This is a genomic window from Streptomyces sp. NPDC048507, from assembly GCF_043199995.1.
In the GTDB taxonomy this organism is placed as follows: domain Bacteria; phylum Actinomycetota; class Actinomycetes; order Streptomycetales; family Streptomycetaceae; genus Streptomyces.
Window position 1 is genome coordinate 797,123 of sequence record NZ_JBICWZ010000002.1, and the last position, 15,285, is coordinate 812,407.

At 73.7% G+C, this 15,285-nt stretch carries 17 protein-coding genes; 15 read left to right on the forward strand and 2 right to left on the reverse strand.

What is annotated here, in order from left to right; all coding sequences use genetic code 11:
- Position 1: 1 nt before the first annotated feature.
- From ACGFXC_RS08660 to ACGFXC_RS08725, 14 genes are all read left to right on the forward strand, one after another.
- A complete protein-coding gene (locus ACGFXC_RS08660) occupies positions 2–1,285 on the forward strand; it encodes an NAD(P)/FAD-dependent oxidoreductase (RefSeq protein ID WP_393710822.1) in 1,284 nt (427 codons plus the stop codon).
- Complete coding sequence (locus tag ACGFXC_RS08665; RefSeq protein WP_393710824.1) at positions 1,282–2,049, forward strand: DUF1365 domain-containing protein; 768 nt, start codon at positions 1,282–1,284, stop codon at positions 2,047–2,049. The genes ACGFXC_RS08660 and ACGFXC_RS08665 overlap by 4 nt, the downstream gene beginning before the upstream one ends.
- Entirely contained in the window at positions 2,019–3,263 is a 1,245-nt protein-coding gene (locus ACGFXC_RS08670) for a class I SAM-dependent methyltransferase (RefSeq protein WP_393710826.1), read from the forward strand. The genes ACGFXC_RS08665 and ACGFXC_RS08670 overlap by 31 nt, the downstream gene beginning before the upstream one ends.
- Before the next feature lie 56 nt (positions 3,264–3,319).
- A complete protein-coding gene (locus ACGFXC_RS08675) occupies positions 3,320–4,129 on the forward strand; it encodes a DUF1295 domain-containing protein (RefSeq protein ID WP_393710951.1) in 810 nt (269 codons plus the stop codon).
- A 25-nt stretch (positions 4,130–4,154) separates the two neighbouring features.
- Entirely contained in the window at positions 4,155–4,649 is a 495-nt protein-coding gene (locus tag ACGFXC_RS08680; protein ID WP_393710828.1) for an Lrp/AsnC family transcriptional regulator, read from the forward strand.
- Positions 4,650–4,695: 46 nt separating this feature from the next.
- On the forward strand, positions 4,696–5,412 hold the full coding sequence (locus ACGFXC_RS08685) for an HAD family hydrolase (protein ID WP_393710830.1): 717 nt from the start codon (positions 4,696–4,698) through the stop codon (positions 5,410–5,412).
- A 101-nt stretch (positions 5,413–5,513) separates the two neighbouring features.
- Entirely contained in the window at positions 5,514–5,759 is a 246-nt protein-coding gene (locus ACGFXC_RS08690; RefSeq protein WP_393710831.1) for a hypothetical protein, read from the forward strand.
- An 8-nt stretch (positions 5,760–5,767) separates the two neighbouring features.
- Positions 5,768–6,301, forward strand: a complete 534-nt coding sequence (locus ACGFXC_RS08695) for a hypothetical protein (RefSeq protein WP_393710833.1) — start codon at positions 5,768–5,770, stop codon at positions 6,299–6,301.
- Between the two features lie 161 nt (positions 6,302–6,462).
- Positions 6,463–6,546 carry a putative leader peptide gene (locus ACGFXC_RS08700; RefSeq protein WP_349817350.1) on the forward strand — a complete coding sequence of 28 codons (84 nt, stop codon included), beginning with the start codon at positions 6,463–6,465 and terminating at the stop codon, positions 6,544–6,546.
- A 224-nt stretch (positions 6,547–6,770) separates the two neighbouring features.
- A complete protein-coding gene (locus ACGFXC_RS08705) occupies positions 6,771–7,679 on the forward strand; it encodes an ABC transporter permease (protein ID WP_393710835.1) in 909 nt (302 codons plus the stop codon).
- Entirely contained in the window at positions 7,652–8,410 is a 759-nt protein-coding gene (locus ACGFXC_RS08710; protein WP_393710837.1) for an ABC transporter ATP-binding protein, read from the forward strand. The genes ACGFXC_RS08705 and ACGFXC_RS08710 overlap by 28 nt, the downstream gene beginning before the upstream one ends.
- An 86-nt stretch (positions 8,411–8,496) precedes the next feature.
- Positions 8,497–9,549, forward strand: coding sequence for an ABC transporter substrate-binding protein (locus ACGFXC_RS08715; protein ID WP_393710839.1), 1,053 nt, complete (start codon positions 8,497–8,499; stop codon positions 9,547–9,549).
- On the forward strand, positions 9,549–10,640 hold the full coding sequence (locus ACGFXC_RS08720) for an LLM class flavin-dependent oxidoreductase (RefSeq protein ID WP_393710841.1): 1,092 nt from the start codon (positions 9,549–9,551) through the stop codon (positions 10,638–10,640). The genes ACGFXC_RS08715 and ACGFXC_RS08720 overlap by 1 nt, the downstream gene beginning before the upstream one ends.
- 45 nt (positions 10,641–10,685) lie before the next feature.
- The gene (locus ACGFXC_RS08725) at positions 10,686–11,783 is read left to right on the forward strand and encodes an FAD-dependent oxidoreductase (RefSeq protein WP_393710843.1); all 1,098 of its coding nucleotides are present in this window, start codon (positions 10,686–10,688) and stop codon (positions 11,781–11,783) included.
- On the opposite strand, the gene mltG is transcribed toward ACGFXC_RS08725, so the two are convergent.
- Together mltG and ACGFXC_RS08735 are read right to left on the reverse strand one after the other, a co-directional pair.
- Positions 11,780–12,631, reverse strand: a complete 852-nt coding sequence (mltG, locus tag ACGFXC_RS08730) for an endolytic transglycosylase MltG (RefSeq protein ID WP_393710845.1) — start codon at positions 12,629–12,631, stop codon at positions 11,780–11,782. The two genes, ACGFXC_RS08725 and mltG, sit on opposite strands and share 4 nt — an antisense overlap.
- A 73-nt stretch (positions 12,632–12,704) precedes the next feature.
- On the reverse strand, positions 12,705–14,642 hold the full coding sequence (locus tag ACGFXC_RS08735) for an ABC transporter ATP-binding protein (protein ID WP_393710847.1): 1,938 nt from the start codon (positions 14,640–14,642) through the stop codon (positions 12,705–12,707).
- A gap of 86 nt (positions 14,643–14,728) precedes the next feature.
- Here ACGFXC_RS08735 and ACGFXC_RS08740 point away from each other — a divergent pair, with 86 nt between their 5' ends.
- Positions 14,729–15,211 carry a MarR family winged helix-turn-helix transcriptional regulator gene (locus ACGFXC_RS08740; RefSeq protein ID WP_393710849.1) on the forward strand — a complete coding sequence of 161 codons (483 nt, stop codon included), beginning with the start codon at positions 14,729–14,731 and terminating at the stop codon, positions 15,209–15,211.
- Positions 15,212–15,285 lie beyond the last annotated feature (74 nt).

Below are 15,285 nucleotides of genomic sequence, written 5' to 3' on the forward strand. Positions count from 1 at the left end.
GATGACCGAGCGAGGACGACCGCGTACGGCCGTGGTCGGCGGGGGTGTCTCGGGGCTGACGGCGGCGTACGTGCTGGCCCGCAGCCATGAGGTGACCCTGTACGAGGCCGACGACCGGCTGGGCGGTCATGCCCACACCCACGAGGTGAAGGGGCCGGACGGCCTGGTCCGGGCCGTCGATTCCGGTTTCATCGTGCACAACGACCGTACGTACCCGCACCTGCTGCGGCTCTTCGGCGAACTGGGCGTCGCCACCCGGCCCACCACCATGAGCCTGTCGGTGCACTGCGAGGGCTGCGGCCTGGAGTACGCGGGGGCGCGCGGGCCGCGCGGGCTGTTCGCCCGGCCCCGGTGCGCGCTGCGGCCCGCCTACCTGCGGATGCTCGCGCGGGTGCCGGAGTTCCACCGGCAGGCCCGGCGGCTGCTGGCCGGACCCGCGACGACGCCCGAGCCGACCCTGGGCGAGTTCCTGGAGCGGGGCGGCTTCGGGCCCTACTTCACCGGGCACTTCGCGGTGCCGCTGGTGGCCTCCGTGTGGTCCTGCCCGCCGGGGGACGCGCTGTCCTACCCGGCGCGGTACCTGTTCCGCTTCCTCGACCACCACGGCATGCTCACGGTGGGCGGCTCGCCGCGCTGGCGCACCGTGGAGGGCGGTTCCGCGCGGTACGTGGAGCGGCTCCGGGACGCGCTGGGCGCGGGCGCGGTCCGCTCCGGGGCCCGGGTGCGGTCGGTCTCCCGCACGGCGGGCGGGGTCTGGATCACCACCGCCGACGGGGTCCCGGCGGCGTACGACTCGGTGGTGCTCGCCGTCCACGCGGACCAGGCGCTGGGGCTGCTGGCCGACCCCAGCGACACCGAGCGCGCGGTGCTCGGCGCCTTCCGCTACTCCCGCAACCGGACGGTGCTGCACACCGACGCCTCGGTGCTGCCGCGCGCCTCGGGGGCCCGGGGCTGCTGGAACCACCGGCTGTCCGGTTGCCGGCCGGCGGGGGCGCCGGTGGAGGTCAGCTACGACATGAACCGGCTCCAGGGACTGTCGGGGCCGGAGGCGTACGTGGTGACGCTGAACGCGGCGGCGGGCCGGGTGCGCCCGGACCGGGTGCTCGCCGAAATGGTGTACGAACACCCGCTGTACACGCCGGAGTCGGTGGCGGCGCAGCAGCGGCTGCCCGCGCTGTCGGGACCGGTGACGGCCTTCGCGGGGGCGTACCACGGCTGGGGGTTCCACGAGGACGGCTGCCGTTCGGGCGTGGCGGCGGCGGCCGCGCTGGGGGTGGTCTGGTGAGGGCCGGCCGGGCGCGCGGGGCCGGGCCGGCCGCGGGCGGCGTCCTGTACGAGGCCGACATACGTCACGTGCGCGGCGGCGGCCACCGGTACGCCCTGCGCCACCGCACGTACATGTGGCTGGTGGACCTGGACGCGCCGCCGCGGCTGCCGGCCCCGCTGCGGGCGCTGGCCCGGTTCGATGCCCGGGACCACTTCGGCGGCGGCCTGCCCACGATCCGGGCGGGCCTGGACGGCTTCCTCGCGGCGCGCGGGGCGGCGCTGCCGGCCGGTTCGCGGGTGCTGATGCTGGCGCACGCCCGGGTGTTCGGGTACGTCTTCAACCCGCTCTCGGTGTACTGGTGCCACGGCCCGGACGGGGCCCTGCGGCAGATCGTCGCCGAGGTGCACAACACGTACGGGGAGCGCCACTGCTACCTCCTGGGCCCGGAGAGCGCCGACGAGGGGCGCGTCCCGAAGGAGTTCCACGTCTCCCCCTTCCTGGAGGTGGACGGGGACTACCTGATGCGGCTGCCCGAGCCCGGCGAGCGGCTCGCCCTGACGGTCCAACTGGCGGGCGGGGCCGACGGGGCCCGGCTGACCGCGACCGTACGGGGCCGCCGCCGACCCGGGGGCGCGCGCGGACTGCTGCGCGCCGCCCTGCGCCATCCCTGGTCCACCGCCGCCGTGACGGTGGGCATCCGTTTCCACGGCATAAGGCTGTGGCTGCGCGGGGTGCCCGTGCAGCCACGGCCGTGCCACGTACCCCAGGAGGGTGTGAAGTGACGCTGACGACGCTTCCGGCCGTACCGCCCGTTTCCCGGACGCGGGCGGCCGTCGGCCGGCTGATCATCCGCCGGGCTCTGGACCGGCTGCCGCTCCAGGTCCGGATGGGGCCCGACGGGGTGCTGGGCCGGGGCGGCCCGGCGATGGCCGTGCACGATCCGGCCGCCTTCGAACGCCGGATCGCCGCCGAGGGGCTGATCGGCTTCGGCGAGTCGTACGTCGCCGGGGAATGGGACGCCCGCGATCCGGTGGCGGTGCTGACCGTCATGGCCGGGCACGTCGCGGCGCTGGTGCCGGCCCCGCTCCAGCGGCTGCGGGGGTTGTGGGCGGCCCGGCAGCCCCGGGAGCAGCGCAACACCCGCAGCGGTTCGCGCAGCAACATCGAGCGGCACTACGACCTGTCCAACGAGCTGTTCGCCGAGTTCCTGGACCCGACGATGAGCTACTCCTCGGCGGTGTTCGGGGCCCTTCCCGCGCGGCCCTCGGACCTCGCGGCGGCCCAGCACCGCAAGATCGACATGCTGCTGGACCTGGCAGGAGTGGGACCGGACGTCCGGCTCCTGGAGATCGGCACCGGCTGGGGAGAGCTGGCGATCCGGGCGGCCGCGCGCGGGGCCCGGGTGGTGACCCTGACGCTCTCGCGCGAGCAGCAGGAGCTGGCGCGCGAGCGAATCGCCGCGGCGGGCCTGGCGGACCGGGTGGAGGTGCGGCTCTGCGACTACCGGGAGGCGCGCGGCGGCTACGACGCGATCGTCAGCGTCGAGATGATCGAGGCGGTCGGCGTCGAGTACTGGCCGGTGTACTTCCGCACGCTGGACCGGCTGCTGGAGCCGGGCGGGCGGGTGGCGCTCCAGGCGATCACCATGCCGCACGAGCGGATGCTGGCCACGAAGGACACGTACACCTGGATCCAGAAGTACATCTTCCCCGGCGGGATGCTCCCGTCGGTGCGGGCGGTCGAGGAGACGGCCCGGGCGCACGGCGGACTGCGGGTGGTGCGGTGCGAGGGCTACGGGGCGCACTACGCGCAGACGCTCCGGCTGTGGCGCGAGCGCTTCGAGGAGCGGACGGGGCGGGTGGCGGAGCTGGGCTTCGACGAGCGGTTCCGGCGGATGTGGACCTTCTACCTCGCCTACTGCGAGGCCGGGTTCGCCTCCGGCTACCTGGACGTCCACCAGTTCCTGCTGACCCGGGACGGGGGTGAGCGGCGGTGAACTGGGGCGGCTTCGGAGCCGGTCTGGCGGTGGCGGCGGGGGCGGCGCTCGCCGTGATGCTGCTCGCCTTCGCGGTGGGCGTGCGGCGGGGCATCCACCGGGGCGTCGACGTGGCGTGGGGGCTGGCCTTCGCGGCGGTCGCGGTGGCGACGTACGGGTTCGCGGGCGGAGGCGGCGGGCGCCGGCTGCTGCTGATGGCCCTCACCGTGCTGTGGGGGCTCCGGCTGGCCGGGCACATCGCGTGGCGCGGGCGGGGGCACGGCGAGGATCCGCGGTACGAGCGGATGCTGTCGAAGGCCCCCGGGAAACGGGCCCCGTACGCCCTGCGGATGGTGTACCTGCTCCAGGGGGCGCTGGTGTGGCTGGTGTCGGTGCCCGTGGTGGCCGGGACGTACGCGGACACCCGTCCCGGCGGCCTCACGGCGGGTGCGGCGGGCGTTCTCGCGGTGGCGGGGAGCGTGCTCTGGCTCTGCGGGATCGCCTTCGAGGCGGTGGGCGACCACCAGCTGGCCCGCTTCAAGGCGGATCCCGCCCACCGGGGAATGATCATGGACCGGGGGCTGTGGTCGTGGACCCGGCATCCGAACTACTTCGGCGACTTCTGCGTGTGGTGGGGACTGTTCCTGATCGCCTGCGGATCGCCCGAGGCGGCCGCCGTGTCGGTGCTCTCGCCGCTGGTGATGTCGTACCTGCTGATCGGGGGCAGCGGAAAGCGGCTGCTGGAGCGGCACATGGCGGACCGGCCGGGCTATGCGGCCTACCGGGCCCGGACCAGCGGTTTCCTGCCGTGGCCGCCGGCCCGGGGCGACCGGAGTACCGTCGGGGGCGCGAGCGGGGCGGGTGACGGACGCCCCGGAAGCGGATGATCCGGACCATTGGTACAGTCCGCCCATGCCGGTGGACGAACTCGACACCCTGATCCTGCGCCTGCTGATCGAGCGGCCCCGCACCAGCGTCCGCGAGTACGCCCGCATCCTCGGAGTGGCGCGCGGCACCCTCCAGGCCCGGCTGGACCGGCTGGAGCGGACCGGAGTGATCACCGGGACGGGCCCCGCGCTCTCCCCCGCGGCGCTGGGCCACCCCGTGCTGGCCTTCGTCCACATCGAGGTCACCCAGGGGCACCTGGACGAGGCCGGCGAGGCCCTCGCCGCCGTGCCCGAGATCATCGAGGCCTTCTCGATCACCGGCGGCGGGGACCTGCTGACCCGGGTGGCCGCCCGGGACAACGCCCACCTTGAGGACGTGATCCAGCGGCTGATCCGGCTGCCGGGCGTGGTCCGCACCCGTACCGAGGTGGCCCTGCGCGAGCGGGTGGCCCACCGGCTGCTGCCCCTGGTCGAATCCGTGGGCCGGGACGCGGCGGCACGGGCGGCCCGCAAACCCTGACAGGATGGTCGGGACAGGCACACGACCGGCAGGACGGGCACAACGGATGATTTCCGTCATATTCGATCTCGACGGCACCCTCGTGGACAGCGAACCGAACTACTACGAGTCGGGCCGCCTCACCCTGGAGCGCCACGGGGTCCCCGATTTCACGTGGGAGCAGCACTCCCGCTTCATCGGCATCGGCACCCTGGAGACGCTGGAGATCCTGAAGGAGCGCTACGGGCTGCGGACCCCCGTCGAGCAGCTGCTCGCGGAGCAGAACGCCAGTTACCTGGAGCTCGCCCGCACCCGTACCGAGGCCTTCCCGGAGATGCGGAAGTTCGTCGAGCGGCTGCACGCGCGGGGCACGGCGATGGCGGTGGCCTCCGGCTCCTCGCGCGAGGCGATCGACGCCGTGCTGGCGGGCACCGGACTGGACGCGCTGCTGGGCACGGTCGTCTCGGCGGAAGAGGTCGCGCGGGGCAAGCCCGCCCCGGACGTGTTCCTGGAGGCGGCCCGCCGGCTCGGCGCCGCGCCGGCCGACTGCGTGGTCCTCGAGGACGCGGCGCCCGGCGCGCTGGCCGCACACGCCGCCGGAATGGGCTGCGTGGCGGTCCCGTACGTGACGGACACCGCGGACGACCCGGCCTTCGCCGCGGCGGGCCTGCTCTTCCCGGGCGGGCAGGCCGAGTTCAGCGCCGACGCGGCCTTCGACTGGCTGCTGGCGCGCGAAGCAGCCCGAGCCGCCCGAGCCGCCCGATCCGCCGCGAGATCGGCCTGAACTGCCCCTGGGAACTGCCCCCTTGGCGGCGCCCGCGCTCCTACGCTCGGGCCTCGGCGGCGGCGGGGAGAGCTCGCCGCCCTGATGCGGGAGAGGGCTTGATGGACATGAACAGGAACAAACTGGCGGCCGGCGGCGCCGCCGTCGTGATGGCGGCGGGGATCGCGATGACGGCGGTCGGTACGGCGAACGCGGCCCCGGGCGGCGCGCGCATCACCTCGGTGGAGCAGCTGCACCACACCCTCTCGCAGGCGGTGGCGCACGAGCAGACCCTCGGCCTCCAGGGCACCCTCGGCGACCCCGTCGGCCGTGAGGTGCTGGCGTCGAGCGACGCCGTAGAGGGCTGACGGGCCGGGTGAGCACCGTGGGAAGCGACGACCAGACGGCAAGCGGCCGGACGGCGAGCAGCCGGGCGGCGGACGGCCGGGCGGAACCGGCCCCGGCGACCTGGTGCCCGAGCGGCGAAGCCCGGGCCCCCGAGTCCCTCGTCCTCGGCGTCCGTTCGGCGACGGACGGCCAGGTGGTCTACCTCGCCGACCCGGTCCCGGCGTCCGAGGTGCTCGGCAGTGTCCCCGAGGGCATCGAACCGACCCGGGTCCTGCGCTTCGCCTCGCACTGCGTCTCCGCCTGCGTCAACCGGCGGGGGGACGACTGCGCCCTGGTGGAACGGGTCCTGACCCTGCCCGCGGCCACGGCGGACGCCCGCGCGGTCCCGCGGTGCCACCTGCGCTCCCGGTGCCAGTGGTGGCAGCAGACGGGCGTCTCCGCCTGCCACCGCTGCCCGGCCGTCACCACGGCCACCTTCCGGGAGGACGAACTCGCCACCCTGGTGGCCGACCCGTCCACCACCCCGGAGCAACTGGCCGCCTGGATCAGGGAGTCCGCCTGACCCAGCCAGGCCGCCCCAGGCGGCGCGACCCCCGTCCGGCGATGCCCCCGTCGCCGGCCGGGGGTTTCCGCGTTCCCGCCGCGTCCCGGCATCGAAGACGGTTCGTCCAGTGGGCGAGACGCCATTGACCGGCCTCCGGCCGGATGGCTACCTTCTGCCGCATGTTGCGTTCAGCCCTGCTCACCACGCGCGGTCACATCGACCTGCTGCGGGTGGCCTCCGCCGCGTGTCGCCGCGGCTGCTGACGCCCTCTTCCGCTTTCCCCGCCACCCGTCACGGGCGCCGCGCGCCCGTCTCCGGCGCGCCCTGAACCACCCTTCCCCGCACCTTCCCTGACCGCGCCCGCAGAGCTGCGCAGCGGCGGGGCGGGGCTGTGGGCGGGCGGCCGTGGGCCGGGCGGGCTTCGCGGCCCCTTCCCTCTCGCCTTCCTCCTCCCCTCCGCCTCCGTCTCCGTCTCCGTGGAGCCTTCATGAGCATCGGCCATGCGCCGCCCGACATATCCCCCAAAACGGGATCCGAGCCGGCCGCTTCGATCCCCGAAACGTCCACCACCACACCCGCCGCGGCCGCCGCGCCCGCCCTGGTGCCCGTCGTACCGGCGTCCGCGCGCCGCCGGTCCGTACCGCGCTGGGCACGGCGCACCGCCGGCCCCCTGCTCCTCCTCGCCCTGTGGCAACTGGCCAGCACCTTCGGGATGTTGCCGGTGGACGCCCTCGCCCCGCCGTCGACGATCGCCCGGGCGGGCGCGGACCTGATCGGGGACGGGACCCTGCCTTCGGCGATGGCGATCTCCCTCCAGCGCGTCGCGATCGGCCTGCTGATCGGCGGCACCGCAGGTACCGCGCTCGCACTGCTCTCGGGGCTCTCCCGGCTCGGCGAGGACCTGATCGACGCGAGCGTGCAGATGCTCCGCACCGTTCCGTGGGTCGGTCTGATTCCGCTGTTCATCATCTGGATGGGCATCGGCGAAGCCCCCAAGGTGGCCCTGATCGCGCTGGGCACCGCCTTCCACCTGTACCTGAACGTGTACGCCGGGATCCGCGGCGTGGACGAGCAGCTCATCGAGGCGGGCGGTTCGCTGGGGCTCGGCCGGTGGGGCCTCGTCCGGCACGTGGTGCTTCCGGGCGCCCTGCCCGGGTTCATGACCGGGCTGCGCTACTCGCTCGCGACCGCCTGGCTGGCCCTGGTGTTCGGGGAGTCCATCAACGCCGACGCCGGAATCGGGTTCCTGATGAACCAGGCCCGCGAGTTCTTCCGTACCGACGTCATCGTCGTCTGCCTCGTCGTCTACGCCTTCCTCGGCCTGTCCGCCGACCTCCTCGTCCGCGCTCTCGAAAGGCTGCTGCTGCAATGGCGACCGACCTTCAAGGGACAGTGATCCCGCGGGCCCGCACGGGCTCCGCCCCCGCCCCCTCCCCCGCCGCCGCCGTGCGCGTGGCCGGGCTGACCCGGTCCTTCGGCGGCCGGGCCGTCATCGAGGGGCTCGACCTGACCCTGCGCGCGGGGGAGTTCACCGTCCTGCTGGGACGCAGCGGCTGCGGCAAGTCCACGCTGCTGCGGATCCTGGCCGGCCTGGACCGGGAGATCGAGGGCGAGGTCCTGGTCCCTGAGCGGCGGGCGGTCGCCTTCCAGGCGCCCCGGCTGATGCCGTGGAAGCGGGTCTGGCGCAACGTGCTGCTCGGGCTGCCGGGACGTCCCGAACGGGAGCGTGCCGAGCGGGCCTTGGCCGAGGTCGGGCTGGAGCACCGGAGCGAAGCCTGGCCCAAGACCCTGTCGGGCGGCGAGGCCCAGCGCGCGTCGCTGGCCCGGGCTCTGGTCCGCGAGCCCGATCTGCTGTTGCTGGACGAGCCGTTCGGGGCGCTGGACGCGCTCACCCGGATCAAGGCCCAGCGACTGGTCGCCGAGCTGTGGCAGCGGCGGGGCTGCGCGGTGCTCCTCGTCACGCACGACGTGGACGAGGCGGTGCTGCTGGCCGACCGGATCCTGGTGATGGACGAGGGCAGGATCGCCCACGACACGCAGGTGGAGCTGGAGCGGCCGCGGTCGGTCGGGGACGCGGGGTTCGCGCGGCTGCGCGCGCTGCTGCTCTCCGAACTCGGCGTCGCCTGAACCGCGCCCCGCCCCCGGGCCCCCGCTCCCCCTTCCTTCCTTCCTTCCTTCCGCACACCCGCGCACAAGAGACCGAAGAGAACACCATGAGACGCACCTCCCTGTCCCTGTCCCTGCTCGCCGCCCTCGTCCCGCTGTCCCTGGCGCTGACCGCCTGCGGCGGGGACTCCGCCGCCGACAGCGGTCCGGGCTCTTCCCGGGACGGGGCCGCGGCGGGCGGCGCGAAGGTCACCCTCAGCGTGGGCGACCAGAAGGGCGGCTCCGAGTCGCTGCTGCGGGCGGCCGGGGAGCTGGAGAACCTCGACTACACGATCAAGTGGTCCACCTTCACCTCCGGGCCGCCGCTGCTGGAGGCGGTCAACGCCAAGGCAGTCGACATCGGCGCGGTGGGCAACACCCCGCCCGTGTTCGCCGCGGCCGCCAAGTCGAAGATCGCGGTGGTCGCCGCCTCGCACGGCTCTTCCGCGGGCGAGGCGATCCTCGTGCCCAAGGACTCCCCGCTGAAGGCCCCCGCCGACCTGCGCGGCAAGAAGATTGCCGTGGCACAGGGCAGTTCGGCGCACTTCCAGCTGATCGCGAGCCTCCAGCAGGCCGGTCTGACCCCCTCCGACGTGCAGATCACCCTGCTCCAGCCGGCGGACGCGCTCGCCGCGTTCAACAGCGGCAAGGTGGACGCGTGGGCGGTCTGGGACCCGTACACCTCGCAGGTGCTGCGGACCGGGGCGCGCGTCCTCACCACCGGTGAGGGGATCGTCAACGGTCTGGGCTTCCAGGTCGCGGCGCCGTCCGCGCTGGCGGACCCGGCGAAGGGCAAGGCCCTCGCGGACTACGTCCAGCGGCTCCAGCGGGCCCAGGAGTGGGTGTTCACGCACCCGGAGGAGTGGGCCAAGGCCTGGGCGAAGGAGACCGGTCTGCCGTACGAGGTGGCCCTCGACTCGGTGAAGCGCAGCTCCGGGACCCGTGTGTCGGTCGCGGTGGACGACGCGGCCGTGGCTTCCGAGCAGAAGATCGCGGACACCTTCGCCGAGCTGAAGCTGATCCCCGGCAAGGTCGTCTTCAAGGACTACGTCGACACCCGGTTCAACGGCTCCCTGCCGCCCTCCACCACCACGCCCCGCGCGTTCGGGAAGGACTCCTGATGACCGTCCGACTGCACTGGTTCCTGCCGACCGGCGGCGACGGCCGCACGCTCGTCGACCGGCACGCGTACGCCCACAACAGGGCGGCGTCCGGGGTGCGCGCGCCCGACATCGAGTACCTGGCCCAGATCGCGAAGGCCGCCGAGCGGCTCGGGTTCGAGGCGGTGCTGACCCCGACCGGCACCTGGTGCGAAGACGCCTGGCTGACCACGGTGGCCCTCGCGCAGCACACCGAGCGGCTGAAGTTCCTGGTCGCGTTCCGGCCCGGGGTGATCTCGCCGACCCTGGCCGCGCAGATGGCGGCGACGTACCAGCGGATCACCCGCGGACGGCTGCTGCTGAACGTGGTGACGGGCGGGGACGGGGCGGAGCAGCGTCGGTTCGGGGACCACCTCGACCACGACCGCCGCTACGAGCGGACCGCCGAGTTCCTGTCGGTCGTGCGGGGGGTGTGGGGCGGGCAGCCCTACGACTTCCGGGGCGAGCACTACCGGATCGAGGGCGGGCTGACGGCACTGCCGCCCGGCCCGCTGCCGGAGATCTTCTTCGGCGGTTCCTCGGCCGCGGCCGGCCCCGTGGCCGCCGAGCATGCCGACGTGTACCTGACCTGGGGCGAGCCGCCGCAGCAGGTGAAGGAGAAGATCGACTGGATCCGCGCGCTGGCCGAGGAGCGGGGGCGGACCGTGCGGTTCGGCATCCGGTTGCACACCATTTCGCGGGATTCCGCGAAGGAGGCGTGGGGGGCGGCCGACCGGCTGCTCGGGGACCTGTCCGACGCGGACATCGCCACCGCGCAGTCGCTGCTGGGCGTGAGCGAGTCGGTGGGGCAACAGCGGATGCTGGCCCTGCACGGCGGCTCGCGGGACGGGCTGGAGATCTCGCCGAACCTGTGGGCGGGCGTGGGCCTGGTCCGGGGCGGTGCGGGGACGGCACTCGTGGGCAGCCACGGGGACGTGGCGGACCGGATCGAGGAGTACCACGCGCTCGGGATCGAGCACTTCGTCCTGTCGGGGTACCCGCACCTGGAGGAGGCGTACTGGTTCGGGGAGGGCGTGACCCCGGAGCTGGCCGCGCGGGGACTGCTGCCCTAGGGGAAGATCCCGGGACCCGCGCGGGTTGGTAGAACCGTGAACGAAATGGCGCGGGGTGCGGCAGAAGTGGACGTGGTGGTCGTCGGGGCGGGCCAGGCGGGCCTGTCCAGCGCGTACCACCTGGCCCGGGCGGGGATCGGCCACGTGGTGCTCGACCACTCGCCCCGGCCGGGCGGCGCCTGGCAGTTCCGCTGGCCCTCGCTCACCTACGGCAAGGTCCACGGGATGCACGCGCTGCCGGGCATGGAGCTGGTCGGCGCGGATCCGCTGCGGCCCTCGTCCGAGGTGGTCGGGGAGTACTTCGCGGCGTACGAGGAGCGCTTCGGGCTGCGCGTGCGCCGGCCCGTGGACGTGAGCGCGGTGCGCGACGCGGGCGACGGCGGCGCCGACGGCCCGGCCGGGCGGCTGCTCGTGGAGTCCTCGGCGGGGAACTGGTCGGCGCGGGCGCTGGTCAACGCCACCGGCACCTGGGACCGGCCGTTCTGGCCGCGCTACCCGGGCCAGGAGCTGTTCCGGGGCCGCCAGCTGCACACGGCGAACTACCCGGGCCCGCAGGAGTTCGCCGGGGCCCGGGTCATCGTCGTCGGCGGCGGCACCTCGGCGGTGCAGCACCTGCTGGAAATCTCCGAGGCGGCGGCGAAGACCACGTGGGTCACCCGTCGGCCGCCCGTGTTCCGAGAGGGGACCTTCGGCGAGGCCGAGGGGCGGGCGGCGGTGGCACAGGTCGAGGAGCGGGTCCGGCGCGGGCTGCCGCCGCAGAGCGTGGTCAGTGTGACCGGCCTGCCGCTGAACGCGGCCGTACGGGCGGGGCTGGCCTCGGGGGTCCTGGAGCGGCGGCCCGTCTTCGACCACCTCACCGCGACGGGGGCCGTGTGGGCGGACGGCAGCCGGGTGGAGGCCGACGTCGTCCTGTGGGCCACCGGCTTCCGGGCCGCCGTCGACCACCTGCCCCCCCTGCGGCTGCGCGAGCCGGGCGGCGGCATCCGGGTCGAGGGCACCAGGGCCGTCCGGGACCCGCGCGTCCATCTGGTCGGCTACGGCCCCTCGTCGTCGACGGTCGGTGCGAACCGGGCGGGCGCCGCCGCCACCCGCGAACTGCGCCGCTTCCTGGCCCGCACCCCGTCCGCCGCCGTCCCCGGTTAGGGCGTCCGGGGAGCGGGCGCAGCCGCGGCCGCGCGGTGCTGGTTGAACTCGGCCACGTGCCGCTTGTGCTCCTCGTAGGTCGCCGAGAAACGGGTGTCGCCCGGTTTCACGGTGACGAAGAACAGCCAGTCGCCGGGGGTCGGTGCGACCGCCGCCGCCATGGCGCGCAGGCCGGGGCTGTCGATCGGGGTGGGCGGCAGGCCCTGGCGTTCGTAGGTGTTGAAGGGGTGGTCGATGTGGGTGTCGCTGAGCTTGGTGTCGACCGTGTTGCGGCCCAGCGCGTAGTTGATGGTGGAGTCCATCTGGAGCGGCATCGACTTCGCCAGGCGGTTGTGCACCACGCGCGCGACCTTGCCCATGTCCGCCGCCGTGTCGGCCTCCGCCTCGATGATGCTGGCGAGGGTGGCCGTTTGGTACGGGGTCATGCCGTGCGCCTTGCCGCCGTCGGCGACGGGCTTCGTGGCGAGCTTCCGGTTCGCCGTCTCCACCATGTAGGTGAGCAGCGCGACCGGGGTGGACTTCGAGGTCACCGGGTACGTAGCCGGGAAGAGGTACCCCTCCGGGTTGCCCTTGGCCTCCGCCGGCAGGGGCAGCGCGGCCGTGGCGGCGGCTTTCCGGGTGCTGCCGGGCGGGAGTTTCAGTTCGCGGTCGACGGCCGCGTAGACCTGGGGGGCCCGCCACCCTTCGGGGATCAGCAGGCGGCGCGGCTGCTCGGGGGGCGCCTCGCCGGGCAGGAGCGGAATGAGGACGGCGGCCCCGAGCCCGAGCAGTATGCCGAGGAAGAGCGCCAGGCGGCCTCGGCGGGTGAGCCGGGAGCGGCGCGATGACGGCCGGTCTTCTTGACGCATGCGGGAACGCTAGCCCGCACATCCGCACATTTACGGCATTACATGCCTTCTCACCCTCACTTAAGTCATACGATCACACCTTTACCGGAGTCGGCAGAGGCTCCTCCCACGGCCCCCGACCCGCGCGCGCCCCCTCCACATCCGCATCCTCATCCGTGTCCGCACCCGGCCCCGGCTCCCGCACTGCGGGGGTGGCCTGCGCGGCGTCCCGGTCCCGGCGGACCAGCGCCGCATAGCGCCCGTCGGCACCCAGCAGTTCCTCGTGCGTCCCGCGCTCGGCTATGCGGCCCGCGTCCAGCACCACGATCTGATCGGCGTCCCGGACGGTGGAGAGGCGGTGGGCGATGGTGATGGTGGTGCGGCCCCGCGAGAGGTTGTCGATGGCCCGCTGCACCGCGTGCTCGGTGCGGGTGTCCAGGGCGCTGGTGGCCTCGTCGAGGATGAGCACCGGCGGATCGCGCAGGATCGTGCGGGCGATGGCCAGACGCTGCTTCTCGCCGCCGGAGAAGCGGTAGCCGCGCTCGCCGACCAGGGTGTCGTAGCCGTCGGGCAGGGACTCGATGTGGTCGTGGATCTGGGCCGCCCGGGCCGCCTCGGTGATTTCCTCGTCGGTGGCGTCGGGCTTGGCGAAGCGCAGGTTGTCGGCGACGGAGGCGTGGAAGAGGTAGGTCTCCTGGGAGACCACGCCTATGGAGCGGGCCAGCGAATCGAAGTCGAGGTCGCGCACGTCCACCCCGTCCAGGGCGACCCGCCCGCCCGTGACGTCGTAGAGCCGGGGCACCAGGTAGCTGAGGGTGCTCTTGCCGGAGCCGGTCGGGCCGACCACGGCGAGGGAACCGCCGGCGGGAACGGTGATGTCGATCCCGGTGAGCGTCGGGCCGTTCTGGGGCTCGTAGGCGAAGTGCACGTCCTCCAGGCGGACCTCGCCCTTGGCCCGGTCCAGCCGGACGGGGTCCGGGCGCTCGGTGATGTCCACCGGCAGGTCGAGGTACTCGAAGATGCGGGCGAACAGCGCTAGCGAGGTCTGGATCTGCACCCCGGTCGACAGCAGGCTCACGGCGGGCCGGAACAGGCCCTGCTGGAGGCTGACGAAGGCGACGAGCGTACCGACGGAGAGCGAGGGGGCGCCGGTCTGCAGGGCGATGCCCGCGGCCCAGTAGATGAGCGCGGGCATGGCGGCCATGACGATGCCGATGGTGGACATGCGCCAGCGCCCGGCCATGCTGGAGCGCACCTCCAGGCCGACCAGCTTCTCGGACTCCTCGGAGAAGGACTTGGTCAGCGACTCCGAACGGCCCATGGTGCGGCCCAGCAGGATGCCGCTCACGGAGAGGGACTCGGTGACCTCGGCGGCCATCGCGGCCATCTGCTTCTGCCGCTGCATGGTGATCTTCTTGCGCTCGCGCCCGACGCGGCGGCTGATCCACACGAAGACGGGCAGCAGGAGCAGCGAGACGAGGGTGAGTCGCCAGTCGAGGGCGAGCATCGCGACGACGGAGGCGATGACGGCGGTCAGGTTGGACACGAGCGAGGTCGCGGTCGAGGTGACGGTGGCCTGCATGCCGCCGATGTCGTTGGCTATGCGGGACTGCACCTCACCGGTGCGCGTCCGCGTGAAGAAGGCCAGCGGCATCCGCTGGAGCTGGGCGTAGACGGCGGTGCGCAGATCGTGCATGACGCGCTGGCCGACGGTGGTGGAGATCAGGGTCTGCAGGACGCCGAACACACTGGTCACGACGGCGGTCAGGATCATGCCGAGGGCGAGCAGGCTCAGCAGCCCCGTGCGGCCCTGCGGGATCGCGACGTCCAGGATCTCCTTGAGCAGGAACGGCGAGGCGACGCCGACCAGCGAGGACGCGGCGACCAGCGCCCCGACCACCGCGAGGCGTCCGCGGTAGGGACGGAACAGGCCCAGGATCCGCCGCAGCTCGCGCGGGCGCTCGGAGGGGGCCGGGCGAGTGGGGTCGAGGGCTTCGTTCGATGGGGTCCACTTCGGTTCTTCGGGGCGCATGGGCCTCCTTCTGACGAGACTCCGATGAGCATAGCTCATTGTTACCTATACTCACAATGAATCCGGTCCTGGTACTGTTTCCCAGTATGAGCACCGGTTCCGAGACCGACACCCCCGACTCCACCGACGGCGTCCTCGCCGAGCAGCTGCTGCGCCTCACGCGCCGGCTCCACCGCATCCAGAAACGCCACCTGGAGCCGCTCGGGATCACCCCGGCGCAGGGCCGGCTGCTCCGGCTCGTCGCGCACCACGGCGGCGAGCAGCCGCCCCGAATGGCCGATCTCGCCAAGCGCCTTGAGGTCGTGCCGCGCGCCGTGACCACCCTCGTCGACGGCCTGGAGACGGCCGACTGCGTACGCCGCGTACCGGACCCCGCCAACCGCCGCGTCATCCGGATCGAGCTCACCGAAACCGGTCGCGCCACGCTGCGCCGTCTGCGCAGCGCGCGGACCGGCGCCGCGGAGGAGATCCTGGCTCCGTTGACCGCCGCGCAGCGCGAGGTGCTCGGCGGCCTGCTCAACGCGCTGGCGGACGCCCCGGCGGGGATCCCGGCGGAACGCGGCTGCTGAGGCGGGCGCGGGCGCCGGACGCCCCCGCCGGCGCCGGCGCCCGTACGGACGGACCGTGACCCGGGAGGGACCGA